At 68.2% G+C, this 23,209-nt stretch carries 16 protein-coding genes; 6 read left to right on the top strand and 10 right to left on the bottom strand.

The annotated features are described in order from the left end of the window. Positions 1-3: 3 nt before the first annotated feature. The gene (locus tag N7L95_RS00560; protein ID WP_301257876.1) at positions 4-393 is read left to right on the top strand and encodes a response regulator; all 390 of its coding nucleotides are present in this window, start codon (positions 4-6) and stop codon (positions 391-393) included. A 21-nt stretch (positions 394-414) separates the two neighbouring features. On the opposite strand, the gene N7L95_RS00555 is transcribed toward N7L95_RS00560, so the two are convergent. The 6 genes from N7L95_RS00555 to glgB form a co-directional block, all read right to left on the bottom strand. After that, on the bottom strand, positions 415-1,590 hold the full coding sequence (locus N7L95_RS00555) for an amylo-alpha-1,6-glucosidase (protein WP_301260229.1): 1,176 nt from the start codon (positions 1,588-1,590) through the stop codon (positions 415-417). 323 nt (positions 1,591-1,913) lie between these two features. Continuing rightward, a complete protein-coding gene (glgX, locus tag N7L95_RS00550; protein WP_301257875.1) occupies positions 1,914-4,055 on the bottom strand; it encodes a glycogen debranching protein GlgX in 2,142 nt (713 codons plus the stop codon). A 12-nt stretch (positions 4,056-4,067) separates the two neighbouring features. Further along, positions 4,068-4,775 carry a mechanosensitive ion channel family protein gene (locus N7L95_RS00545; protein WP_301257874.1) on the bottom strand — a complete coding sequence of 236 codons (708 nt, stop codon included), beginning with the start codon at positions 4,773-4,775 and terminating at the stop codon, positions 4,068-4,070. A 28-nt stretch (positions 4,776-4,803) separates the two neighbouring features. Then, a complete protein-coding gene (gene treS, locus N7L95_RS00540) occupies positions 4,804-8,148 on the bottom strand; it encodes a maltose alpha-D-glucosyltransferase (protein ID WP_301257873.1) in 3,345 nt (1,114 codons plus the stop codon). A gap of 10 nt (positions 8,149-8,158) precedes the next feature. After that, a complete protein-coding gene (locus N7L95_RS00535; protein WP_301257872.1) occupies positions 8,159-10,396 on the bottom strand; it encodes an alpha-1,4-glucan--maltose-1-phosphate maltosyltransferase in 2,238 nt (745 codons plus the stop codon). An 82-nt stretch (positions 10,397-10,478) separates the two neighbouring features. Further along, positions 10,479-12,362 (bottom strand): 1,4-alpha-glucan branching protein GlgB, encoded by a 1,884-nt coding sequence (gene glgB, locus N7L95_RS00530; protein WP_301257871.1) that lies wholly within the window; start codon positions 12,360-12,362, stop codon positions 10,479-10,481. A 430-nt stretch (positions 12,363-12,792) separates the two neighbouring features. Here glgB and N7L95_RS00525 point away from each other — a divergent pair, with 430 nt between their 5' ends. The 4 genes from N7L95_RS00525 to ligD are packed head-to-tail and all read left to right on the top strand — an operon-like array spanning position 12,793 to position 18,948. Further along, positions 12,793-14,811 (top strand): AsmA family protein, encoded by a 2,019-nt coding sequence (locus tag N7L95_RS00525; protein ID WP_301257870.1) that lies wholly within the window; start codon positions 12,793-12,795, stop codon positions 14,809-14,811. A gap of 57 nt (positions 14,812-14,868) precedes the next feature. Further along, positions 14,869-15,180 carry a hypothetical protein gene (locus N7L95_RS00520; protein WP_301257869.1) on the top strand — a complete coding sequence of 104 codons (312 nt, stop codon included), beginning with the start codon at positions 14,869-14,871 and terminating at the stop codon, positions 15,178-15,180. A 55-nt stretch (positions 15,181-15,235) separates the two neighbouring features. Then, the gene (gene ku, locus N7L95_RS00515) at positions 15,236-16,285 is read left to right on the top strand and encodes a non-homologous end joining protein Ku (protein ID WP_301257868.1); all 1,050 of its coding nucleotides are present in this window, start codon (positions 15,236-15,238) and stop codon (positions 16,283-16,285) included. A 38-nt stretch (positions 16,286-16,323) separates the two neighbouring features. Next, complete coding sequence (ligD, locus tag N7L95_RS00510; RefSeq protein WP_301257867.1) at positions 16,324-18,948, top strand: DNA ligase D; 2,625 nt, start codon at positions 16,324-16,326, stop codon at positions 18,946-18,948. A gap of 30 nt (positions 18,949-18,978) precedes the next feature. Here the strand turns inward: ligD and N7L95_RS00505 are convergent, their stop codons facing one another. The 3 genes from N7L95_RS00505 to N7L95_RS00495 all read right to left on the bottom strand — a co-directional run bounded on the left by N7L95_RS00505 (position 18,979) and on the right by N7L95_RS00495 (position 21,110). Then, positions 18,979-19,401: an SET domain-containing protein gene (locus N7L95_RS00505; protein WP_301257866.1), complete on the bottom strand. Its 423-nt coding sequence runs from the start codon at positions 19,399-19,401 to the stop codon at positions 18,979-18,981. A 31-nt stretch (positions 19,402-19,432) separates the two neighbouring features. Further along, a complete protein-coding gene (locus tag N7L95_RS00500) occupies positions 19,433-19,963 on the bottom strand; it encodes an acyloxyacyl hydrolase (RefSeq protein ID WP_301257865.1) in 531 nt (176 codons plus the stop codon). Between the two features lie 301 nt (positions 19,964-20,264). Beyond that, positions 20,265-21,110, bottom strand: a complete 846-nt coding sequence (locus tag N7L95_RS00495; protein WP_301257864.1) for a helix-turn-helix transcriptional regulator — start codon at positions 21,108-21,110, stop codon at positions 20,265-20,267. 357 nt (positions 21,111-21,467) lie between these two features. Here N7L95_RS00495 and N7L95_RS00490 point away from each other — a divergent pair, with 357 nt between their 5' ends. Continuing rightward, entirely contained in the window at positions 21,468-22,565 is a 1,098-nt protein-coding gene (locus N7L95_RS00490) for a LysR family transcriptional regulator (RefSeq protein WP_301257863.1), read from the top strand. 76 nt (positions 22,566-22,641) lie between these two features. On the opposite strand, the gene N7L95_RS00485 is transcribed toward N7L95_RS00490, so the two are convergent. Beyond that, positions 22,642-22,965, bottom strand: coding sequence for a hypothetical protein (locus N7L95_RS00485; protein ID WP_301257862.1), 324 nt, complete (start codon positions 22,963-22,965; stop codon positions 22,642-22,644). Positions 22,966-23,209: the final 244 nt, after the last annotated feature.

Below are 23,209 nucleotides of genomic sequence, written 5' to 3'. Positions count from 1 at the left end.
CCTGTGCGTATCCTGATCGTTGACGACGACGCCGCGGCTGCCCGGTCGCTGGCCGACCTGCTGCTGTTCTATGGCCACCATGTCTGGACCGCCGGCAGTGCGGCCGAAGCCCTGCGGGTCGGCGAGACGCTGTGCCCCGAATGGGTGATCACCGACATCGGCATGCCGGAGGTGAGCGGCCTGGAAGCGGCCCGGCTGATCCGCCAGACCGCCTGGGGCGCGCGGGCGCGCCTGGTGGCGCTCACTGGCTGGCCGGCCGCACGTGCGAACGCGCGCATCCAGTCGGCCGGTTTCCACGCCTACCTGCGCAAGCCGGCCGACATTCAGCAAGTGCTGGCGCTGCTGGAGCCGGCCAGCGAAAGCCAAACGGCCAGCGATGCGCTGGCCGACTGAGGCGCCCTGGCGGGCGCCGCCTCACATGGCAAACTTGCCGGTATCGAGGGCTTGCTTGGCCATCAGGTAGGCCGCCGCGTTCCAGCTCTGGCCCGCCATGCCCATCGGCTCGAAGCTCTGGCCATGGAACCACTCGGTGAAGCGCCAGTCGTCCAGGCTGTTGGTGAGGGCCAGCTTGGCCAGCTCCTTGCGGGCCACCTCGTGCTGGCCAAGGCGGGCCAGCGCCATCGCCCAGAACCCGCCGATGAAGGGCCAGATGCCGCCGTTGTGGTACTGGTGCGGGTGGTTCTGCTTGTGGCGCGCCATGTAGCCGCGCCACAGGTCGTGGTCGGTGGCGATCGGGTGGGTGACGGTGCGGATCGGATAGGGATCCGATACCCCGGCATTCACCAGCGTCTTGACGATGCCGTGCGCCATCGAGTCGCCTGCCAGCCCGTAGAGCACCGCCAGCACATTGCCGAACACGTCCCCCTCCTCGCCGGCGAACGACAGGTTCACGAAGCTGAGGTACAGCCCCGGATTGCGCTGGCCGCGTCGGGCATAGTGGCCCAGCAGGCGAGTGCGACGGTATTCGGGCAGGTCGCGCTGGAAGGGATGGAACAGGTGGTTGAAGTGGTAGTGCGTCTCTTCCTGGTGGGGCAGCCCGAAGAGCTGCTTGACGCGATACCACAGCGCGTTGGTGTAGAGCACGAAGCCCGAGCGCGGCATGATGTCGGCCCAGTCGCTGGCCTCGTTCTGCTGCAGCAGGTAGAAGCGCTGGTGCTCCTGCGCCTGCAGCCACTGCAGGGCCCGCTGCACCTCGTCTTCCCAGCGACCGGCCAGGCCCGGCAGCTGGCCGTTGCGGCGGGTGTGGTCGACTGCGATGAGCCACCACAACGTGGCGTCGATGCAGCCCAGGTACCAGAAGTCCGCATCCTGACCAGCGGGGTCCACGTATTTCGGGATCTGCCCGTTGCGGGCCTGCAGCTTGGCCAGCGAGTCGAGGCTGGCCACCGCGCCCTGCTCCAGCGCCTCCACGCCGCTGCCGGCCATGGCCAGCACGCAGATCGCAGCATCGCGGCCGAAGATGCGGGTGTAGCTGCGCGCTTCGGCGGCCGCTGTCCGGCTGGCAGCCAGGATGCCTTGCGGCGTCAGGTTGTCCTGCAGCAGGCGCAGCGACTCGGTGGCGCAGCGCTTCACGAGCCCCGGGCCCGGCATCAGCAGTTCATGGCGGGGCGCGGCGGCGGGAACGGCCTGCTCAGGCACCTCGAAGTCGTCGTCCTGCTCCAGCTCGGCTTCGAGGTTCGGGCAGCTCGGATCGGCATATTTCATTTCTTCAACTCCAGCAGCCTGGGGCCGCAGCTTGGGGAGGCTCCGTGGCGGCCTGCAGCGGCGGCTTCGGGTCTCGATGCAGCAAGTGTAGGCAGCCCCCCGCCTGCGTACATCAGGCAGCCCCCTAGACGCAAGCACAACGTGAACGTTTCAACGGCAGCTTCTCACGACAATCGTCGTGATGTAAGGGCCCTCCCCCCAAACCGGTGTCAGACCGCTGCCGAACGGATCAGAACGGCCACCGAGCGCCCTCGCAATTCATAGCGCTCGCCGGCCTCCAGACGCTGGGGTGGCGGCTCGCCAGATTCGAAGGTGGTGTCGAGCAAGGCCTGCCAGGCGGCGCCTTCGACGGCGGGGACGACAAATGGAATGTCGTCATGGTAGGCATTGAAGAGCAACAGGAAATCATCATCCCTGATGGGCTGGCCGCGCCGGTCGAGGTCGGGAATGCCGGCCCCGGCGATGTACATGCCGAAGCAGCGGGCGTGCGGGTCGGCCCATTGCGCCTCGGTGATCTCGGTGCCGTCGGGCGTGAGCCATAGCAGGTCGGCCGGCCGGCCTTCCACATTGCCGCGACCGACGAAGAAGCCGCGCCGCCGGAACGTGCGGTGCTCGCGCCGCAGCGCCACCAGCCGCTGCACGAAGCCAAGGAGCGCTTCACGCTCGGGCGTGGGGGTCCAGTCGATCCAGCCGAGCGGATTGTCCTGGCAATACGCGTTGTTGTTGCCGTCCTGGCTGTGGCCGTACTCGTCCCCGGCCAGCAGCATCGGCACCCCCTGGGACAGCAGCATGGTGGTGAGGAAGTTGCGCTTGCGGCGCTCCCGCAGCTGGCGAATGCCGGGATCGTCGCTCGGGCCTTCGACGCCGCTGTTCCAGGCGACGTTGTTGTCGGTGCCGTCGCGGTTGTCTTCGCCGTTGGCCTGGTTGTGCTTCTCGTTGTAGCAAACCAGGTCGTGCAGGGTGAAGCCGTCGTGCGCCGTGACGAAGTTGATGCCGGCATGCGGACGCTTGCCCGAGCTTTCGTAGAGGTCGCTGGAGCCGGTGACGCGGCGTGCCACCTCGCCCACCATGCCAGCGTCGCCTCGCCAGTAGGCGCGCATGCCGTCCCGGTAGCGGTCGTTCCATTCGGCCCAGCCGGCCGGGAAGCGGCCCACCTGGTAGCCGTCCTGCCCCAGGTCCCAGGGCTCGGCGATGAGCTTCACGCGGTTGAGCACCGGGTCCTGGCAGATGGCGGTGAAGAAGCCGCCAAGGTGCTCCACCTTGCCGCGCGCCCGCGCGAGCGCCGGCGCCAGGTCGAAGCGGAAGCCATCCACATGCATTTCCTCGACCCAGTAGCGCAGCGAATCCATCACCAGCTGCAGGCAGCGTGGATGCACCAGGTTCAGCGTGTTGCCGCAGCCGGTGAAGTCGGCATAGTGGCGGCGGCTCTCGTTGCCTGGCTTGTAGTACGAGGCGTTGTCCAGCCCGCGCAGCGACAGCGTCGGCCCGAGCTGGTTGCCTTCGCAACTGTGGTTGTAGACCACGTCCAGCAGCACTTCGATGCCGGCGGAGTGCAGGGTGCGCACCAGCGTCTTGAACTCCTTCACCTTGCGTGAGGCGCTGTAGCGCATCTGCGGCGCGAAGAAGGCCAGGCTGTTGTAGCCCCAGTAGTTGCGCAGGCCGCGCTCCACCAGGCTGCGCTCGTCGATGAAGCTGTGCGTGGGCATCAGCTCGACCGTGGTCACGCCCAGGCGCTGGAGGTGGTCGATCACCGGCGCGCAGGCGAGGCCGGCGTAAGTGCCGCGCAGGCTGGGGGGCACGCCGGGTTGCAGCATCGTGTAGCCGCGCACATGCAGCTCGTAGATCACCATGTCGGCCCAGGGCACCGCCGGCCGGCGGTCCTCACCCCAGGTGAATGCCGTCTCCAGCACACGTGCCTTGGGCATGAAGGAGGCACTGTCGCGCCGGTCGAAGGACAGGTCTTCCTTGCGGTGGCCGATGGTGTAGCCGTAGAGCGCATCGCTCCAGCGCAACTCGCCCACCAGCTCCTTGGCATAGGGATCGACCAGCAGCTTGTGCGGGTTGAAGCGGTGGCCGTCCTCCGGCCGGTAAGGGCCGTGGGCGCGCAGCCCGTAGGCCAGGCCCGGCCGGGCCTCCGGCAAGTAGCAATGCCAGATGTCGTCGGTGCGCTCGCGCATCGGGATGCGCTGCAGCTCATGGCGGCCGTCCTCATCGAACAGGCACAGCTCCATGCCTTCGGCGTTCTCGGAGAAGGCGGCAAAGTTGACGCCCTGCCCGTCCCAGGTGGCGCCCCGCGGATAGGGGCTGCCGGGCCAGACGACGCTGATTCGTTCGTCGTGTCGCGGGTTCATGGCGACCGCCGCTCAGGGCGAGAGGTCATCGCGGCGATCAAGGGGCTCGCTGCGCCGCACGCTCGGCCACCAGCGCTCCAGCTTCTCGGCAGCCCAGTCCTTGCCCCCCAGGCCGAAAGCCAGGGCGGCGGCCAGCACGATGCCGCCGAGGATGATCAGGAAGCTCTCGCGGATGATGTCGCCGCCGATGGCCAGCTGGTCGAGCGCGATCAGCACCACGAAGACGATGATGGCGTAGCGCGCGAGCGCCCCGAGCAGCTCGGCGTCCTTCAGGTCGATGTTGCGGCAATAGGTCACCACCGTCTCGCCGACAAAACGCGCGAAGTAGCTCCCGAACGCCAGGATCACCAGTGCCACCACCACATGCGGCACGAACAGCAGCACCCGCCCGAGCAGCTCGGTGATGTAGGTCAGCCCCAGGCCGTTGAAGGCAATCACCAGCGCCGCGAGGATGACCAGCCAGTACACCAGCAGGCCGATGAGCCGGGTGGTGTCGGTCTCCACCCCGCCCTGGCGCAGGAAGCCGTCCATGCCGGCACGCTCGGTGAGGACGTTGAAGTTCATCGCCCGCAAGCCTCGCTCGATGGCGAAGCGAATCACCTTGGCCAGCAGCCAGCCGCCAATCAACACCACGCAGGCCAGCAGCAGCCGCGGCAGGAAGACACCGATCTGGGCCAGGAAGACCCGGACCGGATCGAGCAGCACGTCAACGCTTTCCATCGTTTGCCTCCGGTGGAAGTGGTGGTTCTCAGGCCGGGGCGCCGCCCGCCAGCGCGACGATGCCGTGCAGCGGGATGGCGACCCAGTCGGGGCGGTTGCCCAGCTCGTAGCGCAGTTCGTACAAGGCCTTCTCCAGCTCGAACAGATCCAGCAGACCCTGCACCTGCACCAGGGACGGGTACAGGCCCCCGTCCGCCGCCGTCTGTGCATAGGACTGCAGGAAGGCCGCCCTCACCTGCGCTTCCCAGGCGCGGCCGAAGGGCGCGAGCCGGGCGAACTGGTCGCCGTCCTCCGCCACGCGGCGCAGCCCTTCCCAGTAGGCGTAGTTGAAGGACCGCAGCATGCCGGCCACATCGCGCAGTGCCGAATGCTTGCTGCGGCGCTCCTCGAAGGTGCGGGCGGGTTCGCCCTCGAAGTCGATGATGACGAAGTCGTTTTTCGTCAGCAGCACCTGGCCGAGGTGGAAGTCGCCGTGATAGCGCGTCTTCAGTGCGGCGGGCAGCCGGGCGGTGCAGGCGTCGATGCGGGCCAGCACCGCCTCGCGGCGCGACAGCACCAGCTGGGCATCGGCCTGGGCTGCCTGCGGCAGCTGCGCCATGTTGGCCGCGAGCAGGTCGAGGGTGGACTGGGTCTCCTCGATGGCCTGCAGGCGCAGCGCCTGCAGGTCAGCGTCGAGCAGCGGTTCCGGGTCGAAGGCCGGGTCGCCGGTGCGGCTGGCCAGCGCGATGTGCAATTCGGCAGTGCGGCGGCCCAGGGTGCGGATCAGCTCCACATAGGCGCCGTGCACGTCGTCGGGCACCGGCTCGGTGCTGGCGCGGCGCTCATCCAGGAAGCGGTGCAGGTACTCGGTGGTGTAGTCCCAGCCGTCGCCCTGGTTCGACACATAGGCCTGCACCAGCGCCAGGGTGCTGGAGACGCCGTTGGCATCGACGTATTCCAGCGCGCCTGCCACCGGCACACAGTGGGGATAGCGCACCACCTCGGTCAGGTAGCGCCCGACTTCCAGCTCGGGATTGACCCCGGGCCGCACACGGCGGTAGCCCTTCAGGAAGAGGCGCTCATCCAGCGTCACCACGGTGTTGCTGCTCTGCGCGCCGGGCCGGCCCACCGGCAGCTTGGCGATGTCGCTGCCCGCGATCTCCGCGAACGCGGAGGTCGGTCGGAAGTGCAGCTGGCCACGCTGGGTCGGTACCCGCCGGCCGGCGCCGATGGCCATCACCACTGCACGACAGAAGCGCTCGTCACTGAAGGCGTCGGCCATCACGCCCACATTGGCCTGCTGGCGCACCTTGGCGACCATGGCGGGCACCAGGCCCGGCAGGCGTTCCTCGTCGCGGTCTTCCCAGGCCAGGGCCAGCGGCATGAAATAGCGGAATCGCTCGGGCGGGCCCTCCAGGTCCAGCAGCGGCAGCAACCAGCTGGTGTCGCCCTCGCGCCAGAAGGCGTGGTCGCACAGCACGGCGCGCTTGACGCTCGAGTCCTTGGTGGCATACCAGCGTTGCGTCTCGACGAAACGCGGCAGCGCCTCGTTCTCGAACTGGGCACGCGTCTTCTCGGCCATGCCGATGCGCCAGGGCACGACCTGGTCGCGGAACAGGCTGTTCCAGCCGTCGAACAGCACCAGCACCGGCCGGTCGTCCGGCGCCATGCGTTCGTCATGCCACTGCGGCACCTCGGCGTCGGAGGCCAGGCGGAACCAGTAGAAGCCGTAGGCCGGCAGCGTCAGCAGGTAGGGCAACTCGCCGATGGGCGGGAAGGTGACACGCCCGAGCAGCTCCACCGGCACGCGGCCCTTGAAGCGGCCCAGGTCCAGCTCCACCGGCTGGGCGGTGCGGCTCAGGTTGGCCACGCAGAGGATGGCGTCGTCGCCGTACTCGCTCAGGTAAGCCAGGATCTTGCGGTTGCCTGGTTTCAGGTAGCTGCGCTTGCCGCGGCCGAAGGCCTTGCTCGTCTTGCGCACCGCCAGCATGCGGCGCGTCCAGTTCAGCAAGGAGCTTTGCGCCCGGGACTGTGCCTCGACGTTGACTGCCTGGTAGCCGTAGATCGGGTCCATGATGGGCGGCAGGTAGAGCCGCTGCGGATCGGCCCGCGAGAAGCCGGCATTGCGGTCCGGGCTCCACTGCATGGGGGTGCGCACGCCGTTGCGGTCGCCGACGAAGACGTTGTCGCCCATGCCGATCTCGTCGCCGTAGTAGATGATGGGCGAGCCCGGCATCGACAGCAGCAGGCTGTTCATCAGCTTGACGCGGTCCGGGTCGTTCTCCATCAGGGGCGCCAGCCGCCGCCGGATGCCCAGGTTGATGCGGGCGCGCGGGTCGGCGGCATAGGTGTTGTACATGTAGTCCCGCTCCTTGCTCGTCACCATCTCGAGCGTCAGCTCGTCGTGGTTGCGCAGGAAGATGGCCCACTGGCAGGTCTCCGGGATTTCCGGCGTCTGCTGCATGATCTCGATGATCGGGTAGCGGTCCTCCTGCGCGATGCTCATGTAGATGCGGGGCATCAGCGGGAAGTGGTAGGCCATGTGGCACTCGTCGCCATCACCGAAGTACTCGCGCACGTCCTCCGGCCACTGGTTCGCCTCCGCGAGCAGGAAGCGGTTCTTGTAGCGTGCATCGATGGCCGCCCGCAGCTGCTTGATCACCGCATGCGTCTCGGGCAGGTTCTCGTTGTTGGTGCCGTCGCGTTCGACCAGGTAGGGAATGGCATCGAGCCGGAAGCCGTCCACCCCCATGTCGAGCCAGAAGCGCATGGTGCGGAACACCGCCTTCAGCACATGCGGGTTGTCGAAGTTCAGGTCGGGCTGGTGGCTGAAGAAGCGATGCCAGTAGTAGGCCTTCGCCACCGGGTCCCAGGTCCAGTTGGACGTTTCGGTGTCGGTGAAGATGATGCGCGTGCCCTTGTACTTCTGGTCGTCGTCGCTCCAGACGTAGTAGTTGCGCTTGGTCGATCCCGGCGGCGCACGGCGCGCGGCCTGGAACCATGGATGGGTGTCCGAGGTGTGGTTGATGACCAGCTCGGTGATCACCTTCAGGCCTCGTCGGTGCGCCTCGCGCAGCATGACGCGGAAGTCGTTGCGGGTGCCGTACATCGGGTGGACGTTGTGGTAGTCCGAGATGTCGTAGCCGTCGTCGCGCAGCGGCGAAGGATAGAACGGCATCAGCCAGATGGTGTTGACGCCCAGGTCCTTGATGTAGTCGAGCTTGGACGTGAGCCCCTTGAGATCACCGATGCCGTCGTCGTTGGAATCGTAGAAGGCCTTGACGTTGACCTGGTAGATCACCGCGTCCTTGTACCAGAGCGCCTCGTCCAGGGCGGGGTTGGCGCTCAATACATGACCCGGTACGGCACTGTGGGTCGGCGCTGTGTTCATCATGGCCTGCACCTCATTCGAAATAGTCAAAATCCTTCTCGCTGCGCAGGTGCCGGCGCACCCGGAACACGTGGGCCGGCGATCGCCCGGGGTCCAGCATCACGAAGTGGCGCGTGCCGTTCCAGGTGAAGCGCTGCCCGCTGAGCAGGTCGTGCACCTGGAAGGGCCGCCCGCTCTCCACGCCCAGCAGCTCCAGGTCCACCTCCACCCAGCCGGACTGGGTGTGCTCCGGGTCCAGGTTGACCACGGTCAGTACCACGTTGGCACCGTCGGGCGTTCGCTTGACATAGGCCAGCAGCTGGTCGTTGTCGACCGGGAAGAACTGAAGGCTCCAGTCCGACTGCAGGGCCCGGTTGTCACGCCGGATCGCATTGACCCGCTCGATGAAGGGCGCCAGGCTGTCGGGCCGCGCCAGGTCCCAGTTGCGCAGCTGGTATTTCTCGGAATGCAGATATTCCTCGCTGCCGTGCTCGCGCGGCAGGTGTTCCATCAGCTCGTAGGCGGGGCCGTAGATGCCGTAGTTGGCCGACAGCGTCGCAGCGAGCACCAGGCGGGCCATGAAGGTGGAGCGCCGGCCGGATTGCAGCGCCTCATGCAGGATGTCCGGCGTGTTGGGCCAGACATTGGGCCGGAAGTATTCTCGGCCCGATTCCTGCGCCAGCTCGGTGAAGTACTCCACCAGCTCCTGCTTGGTGTTGCGCCAGGTAAAGTAGGTGTACGACTGAGTGAAGCCCAGCTTGGCCAGCCGGTGCATCACCTTGGGCCGGGTGAAGGCCTCGGCCAGGAAGATGACGTCGGGATGCTGGCGCTTGACCTCGGCAATGGCCCACTCCCAGAACGCGAAGGATTTGGTGTGCGGGTTGTCGACGCGGAAGATGCGCACGCCTTCGCCGATCCAGTGGTCGAGCACGCTCTTGAGCTCTTCCCACATGGCTGCCCAGTCTTCACTCTCGAAGTTGAAGGGGTAGATGTCCTGGTACTTCTTCGGCGGGTTCTCGGCGTACTGCACCGTGCCGTCCGGCCGCCAGCGAAACCAGGCCGGGTGTTGCTCGACATACGGATGATCCGGCGCGCACTGGTAGGCGATGTCCATCGCCACTTCCATGCCAAGCTCCCGCGCATGGGCCACCAGGTGGCGGAACTCCTCGGGCGTTCCCAGCTCGGGCAGGATGCTCTTGTGCCCGCCCTCGGCGGCGCCGATGGCCCACGGGCTGCCGACGTCGCCCGGCTCCGCCACCAGCGCGTTGTTCTTGCCCTTGCGCTTCTCCCGCCCGATCGGATGGATGGGCGGGAAATAGAGGACGTCGAAACCCATCCGCGCGATGCGGGGCAGCTCGGCCTCCACCTCGCGGAAGCTGCCATGACGGCCGGGCTGCGCCGAGACCGAGCGCGGGAACAACTCGTACCAGGTGCTGAAGCGCGCCCGCTCGCGGTCGGCGAACACGCTGAGCTCGCGGTCGTAGGTGGTGGCCAGGTGGCGGTCCGGCCAGCGGCGTACCACCTCGGCCAGGGTGTCATCCAGCGCTTGCGCCTTCAAGGCGGCAGGGTCGGTGTCGCTCGCCAGGCCACCGCTGCGCAGTTGCTCGGCCCAGCCAGCCAGGCGCTCGCGGTCCTCGCCCTGCGCCCGCGCCGCGGCTTCTTCCAGCAGGCCGGCGCCCACCTGGGCGGCAATGCGGATGTCGGCCGGCTCCACCCGGCGCTGCAGCTCCTTGCGCCAGGATTCGAAGTGGTCCACCCAGGCGGTGACGGTGTAGAAGTAGCGGCCCATCGATTCGAGCGGAAACTCGGCATGCCACTCGTCGTTGTACTTGAGCCGCATCTCGACTTCGTGCCAGGCGGTCTCGGCCTCGGCACGCCAGGCGAGCATCACGCGCAGCACGTCATGGCCGTCGGTGAAGCAATGTGCTTCCACCTGCATCGGCTCGCCGCAGACGCGCTTCACCGGGAATCGGCCACCGTCCACCGCCGGCAGCACCGCATCGATGACGGCGCGCACCCGGCCGTCAGTCGGCTTGGCCGTGGCCACCGGCGGATCGGCGGCCAGCACCGCCGGCACCTGCGCCTGCGGCGCGAGACCGGCGGCAGCCGCCTGCAGCGTGACCCGGCCGCCGGGCGCGTGAGTGGCGCCCTCGGCCCCCTGCGCAGCATTGACCGCGGCAGCCGCCTTGGCGGCGGTGGCGCGCTTGCGCGGCGCGGAGGGCGGTGCGGCGTCTGCAGCCGCGCTGGTCTTTCGCGCGGGCACCGGGGCCATGCCCCGCGCCGGGCCGGCGGCTGATTTTCGGGGAACGGGGGAGGACGCGGTCTGCGTCCCGGTAGCAGCGGAGGTGGGCGTCTTAGGCATCGGCTTGCAGCTTGAGGATGAGGGTGGCCAGGGGCGGCAAGGTCAGGCTCACGGAATACGGCTGCCCGTGCGAGGGCAGCGGCGCCGACTCGACCCCGCCCAGGTTGCCCCAGCCGGAGCCGCCGTATTCGCGTGCGTCGCTGTTGATCAGCTCGCGCCAGAGGCCGGCCGCCGGCACGCCGACGACATAGTTCGTGCGCGGCTCCGGCGTGAGGTTGCACACCACCAGCACAGGCGTGCCTTCGGCCGCCGCCGGCTTGCGCAGGAAGGCGAACACGCTGTGCTGCGCGTCATTGCTCTCCACCCACTGGAAACCTTCATGCGAGAAGTCGATGCGGTGCAGCGCCGGCTCGTCCCGGTAGACCCGGTTGAGCTGCTTCACGAAGCGCTGCACTCCTTCGTGCTGGCTGATCTCGGTGACCCACCATTCCAGCTCGCCCTCATGTGCCCATTCGCGGCGCTGCCCGAACTCGCCGCCCATGAACAGCAGCTTCTTGCCGGGATGCGCCCACATGTAGCCGAACAGCGCACGCAGCCCGGCGAACTGCTGCCAGGCATCGCCCGGCATCTTGCCGATCAGCGAGCCCTTGCCGTACACCACCTCATCATGCGAGAGCGGCAGCACGAAGTTCTCGTTGAAGGCATACACCATCGAGAAGGTCAGCTTGCCGTGGTGGTACTTCCGGTGGATCGGGTCTTCCTTCAGGTAGGCCAGGGTGTCGTGCATCCAGCCCATGTTCCATTTCATGCCGAAGCCCAGGCCGCCCAGGTAGGTGGGCCGCGAGACCAGCGGCCAGGCGGTCGATTCCTCGGCGATCGTCATCGTGTCCGGGTGGTCGCGGTAGACCGCCTCGTTGAGGCGGCGCAGGAAGTCGATGGCCTCGAGGTTCTCCTTGCCACCATGGCGGTTCGGAATCCACTCGCCGTCCTTGCGGGCGTAGTCGAGGTACAGCATCGAGGCGACCGCATCGACCCGCAGGCCGTCGATGTGGTACTTGTCCAGCCAGAACAAGGCCGACGACATCAGGAAGCTGCGCACCTCGTTGCGGCCGTAGTTGAAGATGCTGGAGTTCCACTCGGGGTGGAAGCCCTGGCGCGGGTCGGAATGCTCGTAGAGATGGGTGCCGTCGAACTGCGCAAGCCCATGCGCATCGGCCGGGAAGTGCGAAGGCACCCAGTCGAGCAGCACGCCGATGCCCTGGCGGTGCAGGTGGTCGACGAAGTACATGAAGTCCTGCGGCGTGCCATAGCGCGCCGTGGGCGCGAAGTAGCCGGTGGTCTGGTAGCCCCAGGACCCGTAGAACGGGTGCTCGGTGATCGGCATCAGCTCCACGTGGGTGAAGCCCATCTCCTGCACATAGTCGGCCAGCGCATGCGCCAGCTCGCGCCAACTGAGGAACTCCCCGTCCTTGCGACGCCAGGAGCCGGCATGCACTTCATAGATCGAGATCGGCGCATCCAGTGCGTTGCGCGCTGCGCGCTGCGCCATCCATTCGGCGTCCTGCCACTCGTACGCCAGGTCCCACAGCCGAGAGCCGGTGGCCGGCGGCAGCTCGGCGTAGAAGGCCAGGGGGTCGGCCTTGTCCATCGGCGCGCCGCCCTGGCGGGACTGGATGCGGTACTTGTAGGCCTGGCCGCGCTGGGCGCCGTCGATCCGGCCCTCCCAGATGCCGCTGGAGTCGTGGCGCCGCTGCAGTGGGTGGGCGCCAGGGTCCCAGCCGTTCCAGTCGCCGATCACCGAGACCGATTCGGCATTCGGTGCCCAGACCGCGAAACGCGCGCCGGCACCATCCTCCGCGAGCTGGGCCCCCAGGCCCTGATACAGGCGCCCGTGGGTGCCTTCGCGGAACAAGTAGACATCATGATCGCTGAACACTCGGACGTGCTCCGTTCTGGTGGGTCTTTGCTACTCGGGTCGGCGGCGCTGGCCGCCACCCGCCGGGATGCCGGTGAATGACCACGCTTCATCGGCAATCAGCGTGCCGAAGTTCACGGAATCTGCCGCTTCCGTGGCATTCCGCGCTTCTCCGAGGTGAGCGCCCTCCTGTTCCCGCCGATCAAGCGGCTACGCCTGCAGCCACTTCCCGGGGGCGCCGCTCGTCGCATTGCCCGACCTTGCCGTAGAAAAGTCTGGTCGCCACAGACACCAGCGCCGTTTCCATGGCAGGCCGGCTGCCGGGCACTTGCCTTGCTCTGCTGCGCTTGTGACGCACACCACCCCTGCCGCTTCGCCCGCCCCTCCCCCGTCGACCGCGCCGGCGTCCCTGCGACGCCGGCTGCCACGACGCCCACTGACCTGGATCGGGTTGCTGCTGCTCCTCTTCGTGCTGGCCTTTGCCGCCTGCGAGTGGGCCGGCTGGCCCTTCCTGCGAGGCCCCATCCAGCGCGCGCTGCAGCAGCGCCTGCAGCGCGATGTGCTCATCGGCGAGGACTTCCGGCTCAGCCTGCTCGGCGGCATTCGCCTGAAGAGCGATGCGTTCGCCCTCGGCGCCCCGGCCTGGGCCGCTGCCCGGGGCCACGCCGAGCCCCTGGTGCAGGCCGAAGGTGTGCTGCTGGCCCTGCCCTATGCCACGGTACTGGCCCCTCTGCGGCAGACGCCGGGCGCCGAGGTGCATGTGAAAGCGCTCGAGGTGCGGCGCATGACGGCCTCGCTGTGGCGGGCCGCCGATGGCCGAGCCAACTGGCAGTTCACGCCACCTGACCAGGCCCCCCAGCCGGGCGCCGCTCCGGTGCCGACCTTCGACCGCCTGGTGGTCGGCGGCGGCGCGGTGAGCTACAACGACGAAGTCATCGGCCTGCAGATGGAGGTTCGTGCGCGCACCGATGAAGGAGCCAGCAGCGGCGGCGGCGGCCTCGGCATCGAGGGCGAAGGCCGCTACCGGGAAGGCGTCAAGCGCTTCGCCGGTGCGCAGTTCAAGTTCGGTATTACCTCTGAGGGCTTGCTGCCACTGGTCACGCCGACGGAAGGCGCCCCACCGGTGCCGCTCACCCTACAAGCCAGCGCCGGCAAGGCGAAGCTCGACTTCAAGGGGCAGGCGAAGGACATCTTGCGGCTGCGCGGCATCGAGGGCGACTTCTCGGTGTCCGGCCCGTCACTGGCCGCGGTCGGTGCACCGGCCGGCGTCACCTTGCCCACCACCGCTCACTTCGAGATGAAGGGCCGGCTCAGCAAGGACGGCGACCTGTACAAGGCCCGCATCGCACGGCTGGCGGTGGGTACCAGCCGGCTCGGTGGTGATTTCACCTACGACCGGCGGCCGCAGGTGCCGCTCCTCAGCGGCGAACTGCAGGGCGAGAGCCTGACGCTGGCGGATCTGGGGCCGGCCTTCGGCGCCCCACCACCCGACGAAGAGCGGCCGCGACGCGCCCCGGACGGGCATGTGCTGCCGGCACGCGAGTTCAACATCCCGTCGCTCAGGGCGATGAATGCCGATGTGCGCATCAACCTGCGCAAGCTGGACCTCGGCACCGGACTGCTGAGCGACTTGACGCCGCTGCAGGGCCACATCACGCTGAAGGACGGCGTACTCAACATCTCGAAACTGCTGGCCCGCGCCTCCGGCGGCGAGGTGCGTGGCGACATCGGACTCGACAGCCGCCCCGCGCAGCCGCGCTGGGACATCGACCTGCAGTGGTCCGGCATCGACCTGGAGCGCTGGATCCAGGCCCGCAACCAGCGCGCGGCCGCAGAAGGAGAGAAGGCGCCCGGCTATGTGAGCGGCGTGCTCGGCGGCGAAGCGAAGTTCCGCGGGGTCGGCAAGTCCACCGCCGCCATGCTCGGCTCCCTGGATGGCCATGCGGCGCTGTGGGTGCGCAAGGGGCAGATCTCGCACTTGGTGGTCGAGGCGCTGGGCATCGACATCGCACAGGCCCTGGGCGTGCTGATCAAGGGCGACGAGTCGCTGCCCATGCACTGCGCCGTCACCCGCTTCCGGGCCAAGGACGGCGTGCTGGATACCGAGCTGGGCGTGATCGACACGCCGGACACCTTGGTGCTGGTGTCGGGCCAGCTGTCGCTGGCCAAGGAGAGCCTGGCGTTGCGCCTGAACGCGCGACCGAAGGACTTCTCGCCGCTGTCGCTGCGCTCGCCCATTCGGCTGGAAGGCAGCTTTGCCGACCCGCAAGTCAAGCTCGAAGGCAAGTCGCTCGGCCTGAAGCTGCTGGCAGCGGCGGCGCTCGCGGCGGTGAATCCGCTGGCGGCCGTGATCCCGATGATCGACCCCGGCGAAGGCGAGGACAACGGCTGTCGCAACGCCCTGGAGAGCCTGCGCGGCACCACGGGCGCCCCCGCCGCCCGCAAGGCACCCGCCCCGGCGCGCCGCTGAGCCGGCAGTAGGCCATCGAGCGCCAACCCACAACCTCACTGGAAAGGATCCTCCCGCATGGCAACCGAGATCATCGGCTGGCTCAGTGCCGCCGTCCTCCTCTGGACCATCTTCCACCAGGTGCGCAAGCAATACCTGAGCGGCGACAGCACCGGCGTGTCGTCCTGGCTGTTCATCGGCCAGTCGGCCGCCTCGCTGGGCTTTTCGGTCTACAGCGCCTTGCTCGAGAACTGGGTGTTCCTCTTCGTCAACCTGGCCCTGCTCGTCAGCGCAATTGCAGGCCAGGCCATCTTCTGGCGCAACACCCGGCGCCAGCGCCGTGCACAGGCCGCGCCTCCGCACGGGCAGGCCGAGGCACGCGCCCGGTGAATGCGGCCAACAACCTGCATGAATTTACAGGCATACCGGTTGCTGCTGTCCCTGCATGGCAGCACGAGTCGTTTGGAAAGGAGCCATCACCTTCGGCCTGGTCCACATCCCGGTGACCTTGCGGGCAGCGTCGCGCAAGAAAGACCTGGACTTCGACTGGCTCGACAAGCGTGACATGGCCCCGGTGGGTTACCAGCGCATCAACAAGCGCACCGGCAAGCCGATCGAGAGCGAGCACATCGTCAAGGGCTACGCCTACGAGCCAGGCGAGTACGTGCTGATGAGCGATGAAGATTTCAAGCAGGCCAATCCCGAGGCGACCCAGACGGTGGACATCCTCGGCTTCGTCGACACCGCCGAGATCTCGCCGGCCCACTTCGAGGTGCCCTATTACCTGGAAGTGGGCAAGCGCGGCGAGAAAGGCTATGCCCTGCTTCGCGAAGTGATGCGTCGCAGCGGGCGCGCCGGCCTGGCCAAGGTGGTGATCCACACCAAGCAGCGGCTGGCGGCCGTGCTCGTGCAGGGTGATGTGCTGATGCTCAACACCATGCGCTTCCCGGACGAGGTGCTGCAGCCCGAGGACCTCTATGTGCCGGACAGCGAGCTGAAGAAGGTCGGCGTGGGCGAGCGGGAGCTGGAGATGGCCGAGCGCCTGGTGGACGAGATGTCGCAAGGCTGGCAGCCCGAGCAGTACCGCGACACCTATCGAGAAGACCTGCTGGCCCGCATCGAGGCGCGCATCGAGGCGGGCGAGACCCACACCTTGACGCCGGCCGGCGACGAAGCGGCCGACCGCGGCGGCGGCGCCCAGGTGATCGATCTGATGGCCGCGCTGCGCCAGAGCGTGCAGCGGGCCGAGCGCAAGCCAGCAGCGGGCGATGGGGATGGCAAGGTCAAGCCGATGCATGTGGGTGGCAAGACGGCGGCAGCCCCATCGCCCGTGCCCGCTGGCAAGCGCAGTGCGGCTGCCGGCGGTGCCAGCGCTCGCAAGACGAGCGCCCGCAGCACCCGCTCGGCGCAAGCCGAGCCGGCACGCAAGGCCGCCGGCACCCGCAAGGCCGCCGAGGCGCCCGCCCCGGCCCCCGCACGGCGCAAACGCGCCTGAGCTGACACCGAGCCGAGCCACGCCGCCCACCGCCCGCCATGCCGCAAGCCCTCGACCGCTATTGGGAAAAGCGCGACTTCAACATCACCCCCGAGCCGCGCGGCAAGGCCGCCAGGGCCGGCAAGAGCCTGTCTTTCGTGATCCAGAAGCATGCCGCGCGACGGCTGCACTACGACTTCCGGCTCGAACTGGGCGGCACCCTGAAGAGCTGGGCGGTGCCAAAGGGCCCCAGCCTCGACCCAGACGACCGGCGCATGGCCGTGCATGTCGAAGACCATCCACTGTCGTATGCGAGCTTCGAGGGCGTCATCCCGCCGCGTCAGTACGGTGCGGGCACCGTCATCGTCTGGGACCGGGGCACCTGGACGCCGGTGGGCGACCCCGAGGCCGGCTACCGCGCGGGCAAGCTCAAGTTCCGGCTCGACGGCGAGAAGCTGCAGGGCCACTGGACACTGGTGCGCATGCACGGCCGCGGCGGTGAACGGCAGGAGCCCTGGCTGCTGATCAAGGAGCGCGACGAGGCAGCCCGCCCGGCGTCGCAGTTCAGCGTGGTGGACGAGCTGCCCGACAGCGTGATCAGCGGCCCGGGTGCCGCGACCCGGCGTGCGGCGTCGCCCGCAGCGACCGAATCAACGGCTGCAAGCAAGAAGCCGAGGCGCCGCGCGGCGACCGCCGGCGAGCTGCCCGACGCCGCCGCACCAGCCGCCCTGCCCCTGACACTCGCTCCCCAGCTGGCCACCCTGGTCGAGCAGGTGCCCGACAGCGCCGACTACATCTACGAGGCCAAGTTCGATGGCTACCGGCTGCTGGCCCGCATCGAGGGCAGCGAGGTGCGGCTCTTCACCCGCAACGGCAACGACTGGACCGCCAAGATGAGCAGTCTCGCCACCGCGCTACGCGGGTTGAAGCTGGCTTCGGCCTGGCTGGACGGTGAGATCGTGGTGCTCGACGAGCACGGCGTGCCGGACTTCAACGCCCTGCAGAACGCCTTCGACGCCGCTCGCACCGAGCACATCCGCTACTTCCTGTTCGACCTGCCCTACTACGCCGGCCATGACCTGCGCAAGGTGCCACTGTGGCAGCGGCGCGAACTGCTGGCGCGGCTGCTGGAGCGCTCCACGTCCGAGCGCCTGCGATTCAGCCAGGACTTTCAGGCCGGTGCTGCCGAGATGCTGCAAAGCGCCTGCCGTTTGCGCCTGGAAGGCGTGATCGGCAAGCGACGCGACGCACCCTATGTGAGCCGCCGTTCGCCCACCTGGATCAAGCTCAAGTGCACGCATCGGCAGGAGTTCGTGATCGGGGGCTACACCGAGCCCAAGGGCAGCCGCTCAGGCCTTGGCTCCTTGCTGCTCGGCATCCATGACGAGGCCGGCGAGCTGCGATACGCCGGCAACGTCGGCACCGGCTTTGACACCCGCACGCTGAAGCTGCTGCGGGAGAAACTGCAGGCGCTGGAAACCGAGCGCACGCCCTTCGCCGGCAAGCCGCGCGAAGCGAAGGGCCGCTGGGTGGAACCGAAGCTGGTGGCCGAGGTGTCCTTCAGCGAATGGACGCCGGATGGCCGCATCCGCCATTCCGTCTTCCACGGCCTGCGCAGCGACAAGCCAGCCCGCGCCATCACCCGCGAGGTGCCTGCCACGCCGGCCAATGCCGACACGGCCCCGGCGCCCACGCCAGCCAAAGCCGGCAAGGCCGGCAAAGCCCCGGCCCCTGCGCCCGCGAAGCCGGCTGCCGGCACCGCCGCGGGCAAGGCGACCCGCCGCCGCAGTGCGCCCCGCCCGGCCGAGCTGCCGGAAGGGCTGCGCATCAGCCACCCGGAACGGGTCATCGACCCCAGCAGCGGCGCCACCAAGCTCGACCTGGTGACCTACTACCTGCGGGTGGCCGACGCCATGCTGCCGCACCTGGCGCGCCGTCCGGTGGCACTGGTGCGGGCGCCGTCGGGCATCGGTGGCGAGCTGTTCTTCCAGAAACACGGCGACACGCTCAAGATGGCCGGCGTCCGCCAGCTCGATCCCACCCTCGACCCCGGCCGTGAACCGCTGCTGGAGATCGACAGCGTCGAAGCCCTGATCGGCGCCGCACAGATGAACGTCATCGAGCTGCACACCTGGAACGCCACCACCCGGGCCCTGGAAAAGCCCGACCGCATGACCTTCGACCTCGACCCCGGCGAAGGCGTGAGCTGGGACAAGGTGGCCGAGGCCGCCCAGCTGACCCGCACGCTGCTGGATGAACTCGGCCTGCGCAGCTTTCTTAAGACCAGCGGCGGCAAGGGGCTGCACGTGGTGGTGCCGCTGACGCCCCGGCACGACTGGGACACGGTCAAGGGCTTCTCACAGGCGCTGGTGCAGCACCTGGCGCGGGTGGTGCCCAGCCGCTTCGTGGCCAAGAGCGGCCCGCGCAATCGGGTTGGCAAGATCTTCGTCGACTACCTCCGCAATGGCCGCGGCGCCACCACCGCCGCCGCCTTCTCCGCGCGCGCCCGTCCCGGCATGGGCGTATCCATCCCCTGCAGCTGGGACGAACTCGACGACCTGGAAGGCGGCGCGCAGTGGAACATCTTCACCGCGCCACAACGCCTCTCGCTCGATCCGTGGGCCGACTACGCCGCCACCCGCCAAACGCTCACCGCCGCGATGAAATCTTTCGGTTACCAATAAACCGGTCGGGGGCGCACCACAGGCACCGGCTCACAGCCGCCCGACGCAGTTCGGCGCGCCGCAACGGCATTCCAGCCGGCCCTCGTGATGGGTCTCGCCATAGTTCGCGGTGAGCTCTTCGCCGGACGCGATGGCTCGCAAGGCATAGAACTCGACGCGGCCCTGGCGAATCCGCAGCACCGTGTTGGGCGAGCAGGAGTGATTGGTGAAGCGCATCGGGTCGTTGGAGCCCGAGGCGTCGATGGCCCGCTTCTCCGACACCTCCACGATCATGATGCGCTGTTGCCGACGTGCCCGGCGTCGTGCTTCGGTCACGCTGATGGACTCGCCCCGCAACTCCCCGATCTTCTTGTACGGCGGGATCGGCTCTGCGGCGAACACGCCGGTGCCGTCTATCGTGCTGGGTTGAACCTGCACGGCGAACTTCTGGGGATTGCTGGGAACGCTTGCCATGGCGGCACGATACCCCAAGTGGCGCCCGCCCTCAGCGGAAGGAGAAGGCGTAGCGGAGCTGGATGAAATCCTCTCCCGGGTTGGGATGCTTGATGCCGCCATTGGAGAAGTGCTGGTAGCGCAGCGACAGTTCATGCCGCTGGTCGTCACCGAAGTTGCGGCCCACGGCCAAGTGGTCGCCGAAATTGAACCCGGTGCTGAAGCGCTTGCTGCCGCTGCGGTAGATGGGCGTGACGACCGTGAGGCCAATGCCGCCCTCAAAGAACCATGGCGAGTGCCCGGCCTCGCCGCGCCAGCGAAACACCGGCGTCAGGCCGACCTGGGTGACCCAGGACCGGTCCCGGCCGCCGTTGACGCCGTCGGTCGACCAGCGGCCGACCGCGGCCTCCCAGTAGCCGGACCACTGGCCGCCTGCCCAGGGCCAGGACCGCTGCCAGGGCCAGATCAGCCCCACCGTGGCGGCGGTGGTGTCGGACTTCGCCTGGCCATACTGGACAAAGCCCAGCTCGGGTGTCCAGCCCGCTGCATGAGCCGGCCGCGAGCCGAGCAGCAACAGCATCATGAAAAGGGCCGCCCCCCAGCGATGCGCGGACGGTGCACTACGGAACCAACGATAAATCGAAAAAAATAGCATGAGCCACCTGTGTTCTTCTGCGACCCTCGCTGCTCGTCTTGTTCACGGGGTCAGGTGGGCCGCATGCCGGCCAGCTTCTCCTCCTCGGCCCCGGCCGCGAGTCCCACCAGCCAAGGCAACAGGCGTGCCGAGTCGCCCCGCGCGGAGCGCGGCGATTTCAGCAGCATTCAGGAAATAGTTGCTGACAGCGGCGGCATACCATGCCGCCGCTGCCATCCATGCCACAGGCTCAGCGCGGAATGCCGGCCGAGCCTTCGGTCATGCCGGACATCGTCGCGTCGATGGCGGCGTTGACGAGTTGCACGCGGTTGCGAGCAGAAAACCGCCGGCGCAGCTGGCGCAGGTGGTAGTCGACCGTGTGCGACGACAGCCGCAGCCGGCTGGCGATCTGCTTGTCGCTCTGGCCCCCGATCAGGCATTCGAGGATCTCGCGCTGCAGCGGCGACACCGTCGGCCAGGCGCTCGCCGTGCGAGTCGGGCCGGCCGCATGCCGGGAGAGAAACTCGTGCATGCTCAGCCCGAAGGTCAAGGCTCGCCCGAGCACGCCGTCGGTGATCCAGTTACGGCGGCGTTCACTGGACATCAGGCTGATCACGGTGCGGTCGTTGGAGCTGTTGGGCGAGGCCAGGCGGAAGAAGACACCGCTGGCAATGCCACTGTCACAGAAGTCCGAGAGGAAACGACGCATGCGTGGCGGAGCCTGCTTGCCGCGCGTGTTGGCGACGATGTCGTCCAGGTCCCACACCAGCGGCAGGCTGGAGCGTGGTGCGTCCTGGTGGCGCGGGTCGAGCTCGTAGTAGCGCTCGCGGAAGTAGTGCGGCGTCCACGAAGGGTTCGAGTAAGTGCTGAAAAAGGACTGGGGCAGGCCACGCCCGCGCTGTTGCGAGACGTTGCCATAGGCGAACCATTCAAACCCGGTGGCATGCAGCATGGCCCGCACATGCTCTTCGCGAGCTGCGATGCTGTCGAGCTCCAGCAGGTGCCCCACCATGCTCGGCAATCCGACCCGGCGCTCTTCCTGCGCCTCGGCCTGCGGCTGGGCCAGCGGCACCAGGTCGGCCTCGGTGTAGAGCATGACCCCCGGATGCTCGTCGCCACTTTCCTGGGCATGACCGTCACCACCGACCAGCCCCCGCATCGTTGCGCCGCTGCCGGCTCCGATGTGTCGGCCCGGCTGGCAGGACGCCGCAGCGCGGCGACGATCGTCCCCTGCAGTCACTTCCATACCGTCACCTCCCGCTGTGCATGTGGGCTGCTGCCTTGGCCTGGCGGCCCAGCCCGGCTGCCCGGCCCTGTGAGGAGGCGGGCAGCCGTGGCACGGTCGCCCCCTGCAAAGGCGTCGCGCCCCATCCGGGGCAGCTGCTGCCGACGCGCGGCACTGGATTCGATTGCTTGCATCATGTTCCGATACCCTGGCGTGAGACGTACTAGCGTGCAGAATCGCCGCCTGCGCCACAAGCGCTATCTCGGCAAACGTCCATTCGCGGCGACAGAACGGTACACCGCGGCGACGTCGCCATTCTGTCCTTCTGCTCGTCGAGCAGTTACCGATTGTTCAACGACCCTCATGCGACTGGATCTGTTTTCCTTGCATTTGTTTGCGGACATCGTCGAAACGCGCAGTATCGGCAAGGGTGCAAAGCGGCACAACCTCGCGGTCTCGGCGGCCAGCAAACGCATCACCGACCTGGAATACCAGTTCGGCATCCAATTGCTACGCCGGCACGCCCGCGGCGTACTGCCCACCGAGGCCGGCGAGGTCTTCTACAGCCGGATCAAGCACACCCTTGGTGACCTGCACCAGACGGTGGTGGAGATGAGCGAGTACACGCAGGGCAGCCGCGGGCAGGTGCGGATGTGCTCCAACCTGACCGCCATGGTCCACTGCCTGCCACGCGACCTGGCGAGCTTTGCCATCGAGCATCCGCACATCGGCGTGGCCCTCGAAGAGCGCTCCACCGCCTACACGCTGGAAGCCATCGCCAGCGGCCAGGCGGACGTGGGCATCATCGCGCCCGTGACCCGCTACCCGCCTGGGTTGCACTACTGGCACTACAGCGCCGCGACCCATGTGGTGCTGGCCCCGGCGAGCCACCCGCTGGCCCGCCGCTCAAGCGTCCGGTACAGCGAGACGCTGGACCATCCCTACATCGGCCTTGAGGCCGGCGGCGGATGGGACCAGCTGCTCAGCCGCATGGCGGCCGCTGCTGGATCCTCGATGAAGGTCCGGGTGCGGGTGAACGGCTTCGAGGCCGCCTGCCGCATGGTCGAAGCCGGCCTGGGCCTGACCGTCGTGCCGGAAGCGAGCGCCGCCCTGCATGCCAAGGCTTTGCAATTGAAGGTGTTGACGCTGGAGGAGGATTGGGCGACTGTGCCGCTGGACGTCTGCAGCCGGGATCTGAACCTGATTCCCGTACCGGCGCGGCTGATGGTGCGCCACCTCATCACGAGCAACGGCACCAAGGCCGGCATGAAGATCGAGGTGGAGGAACGCCATCTTCGCGCCGACGAGCCGGTCGCCCCGCGTTGAAGCAAGCCGGCATGGCCTGAACGGCCACTCGCGCTGAGCGGGCCATGCAGCGCCGCGACGCAGCCCGGCCAGGCGCTCAGGACGTGTGCAAGGCCAGGCGGCCCGCCACCGGGCCGCCTTTGCTGCCCGGGCCGGCGTCACAACGCCGTGCCGTCTCGATCTGGCGCACCACGTCGCACAGCTCGACGCGACGCAGTTCGAGTTCGGCCATGCGGTGCGCCAGTTCGGCCTCTGCTGCAGCCACCGCCCGCCGCGCCGCGATCAGGCGTTGCTCCAGCAGCGGCGACTCGGTGTCGCGGCTCGACCCGCCGTCCGGTCGGCCCTGTCGCCCGGCTTCAAAGGGACCTGGGGCCCCGTGCTCACCGCAGCCTCTGGGTGCGCTCGGTGCAAGGGGGGCCATGCAGGCCTCCCGCAGGCAGGCCTCACCGGCGGCAGCCTGCTGCACCTCACGGACCTGCCTCAATTTGTTCCACAGGTTGCCCATGATTCCACCTTGTGTTCCGTATCGCGCGGCTGCGCTCCGTCGTCATGGCCAGGCGAGCCCTTGATGGGCCGGCCCGGTCGTCTCACACCCTTCCCCGGCCTTGGCAAGCCGTCGGTGAGGACCGCTCCCCGCATCGAGCAAATCGCACGCGCGGCCGCTC

The sequence above is a fragment of the Eleftheria terrae genome, assembly GCF_030419005.1.
Lineage (GTDB): Bacteria > Pseudomonadota > Gammaproteobacteria > Burkholderiales > Burkholderiaceae_C > Caldimonas > Caldimonas terrae.
This window is presented reverse-complemented; position numbering and strand designations above follow the sequence as displayed.

Excerpts from the sequence above, each read along its gene's own strand:
- N7L95_RS00555 (WP_301260229.1), bottom strand. The coding sequence starts at position 1,590 with ATGCCGGGCCCGGGGCTCGTGAAGCGCTGCGCCACCGAGTCGCTGCGC.
- glgX (WP_301257875.1), bottom strand. The coding sequence starts at position 4,055 with ATGAACCCGCGACACGACGAACGAATCAGCGTCGTCTGGCCCGGCAGC.
- N7L95_RS00545 (WP_301257874.1), bottom strand. The coding sequence starts at position 4,775 with ATGGAAAGCGTTGACGTGCTGCTCGATCCGGTCCGGGTCTTCCTGGCC.
- treS (WP_301257873.1), bottom strand. The coding sequence starts at position 8,148 with ATGATGAACACAGCGCCGACCCACAGTGCCGTACCGGGTCATGTATTG.
- N7L95_RS00535 (WP_301257872.1), bottom strand. The coding sequence starts at position 10,396 with ATGGCCCCGGTGCCCGCGCGAAAGACCAGCGCGGCTGCAGACGCCGCA.
- N7L95_RS00520 (WP_301257869.1), top strand. The coding sequence starts at position 14,869 with ATGGCAACCGAGATCATCGGCTGGCTCAGTGCCGCCGTCCTCCTCTGG.
- ku (WP_301257868.1), top strand. The coding sequence starts at position 15,236 with ATGGCAGCACGAGTCGTTTGGAAAGGAGCCATCACCTTCGGCCTGGTC.
- ligD (WP_301257867.1), top strand. The coding sequence starts at position 16,324 with ATGCCGCAAGCCCTCGACCGCTATTGGGAAAAGCGCGACTTCAACATC.
- N7L95_RS00505 (WP_301257866.1), bottom strand. The coding sequence starts at position 19,401 with ATGGCAAGCGTTCCCAGCAATCCCCAGAAGTTCGCCGTGCAGGTTCAA.
- N7L95_RS00500 (WP_301257865.1), bottom strand. The coding sequence starts at position 19,963 with ATGATGCTGTTGCTGCTCGGCTCGCGGCCGGCTCATGCAGCGGGCTGG.
- N7L95_RS00495 (WP_301257864.1), bottom strand. The coding sequence starts at position 21,110 with ATGCTCTACACCGAGGCCGACCTGGTGCCGCTGGCCCAGCCGCAGGCC.
- N7L95_RS00485 (WP_301257862.1), bottom strand. The coding sequence starts at position 22,965 with ATGGCCCCCCTTGCACCGAGCGCACCCAGAGGCTGCGGTGAGCACGGG.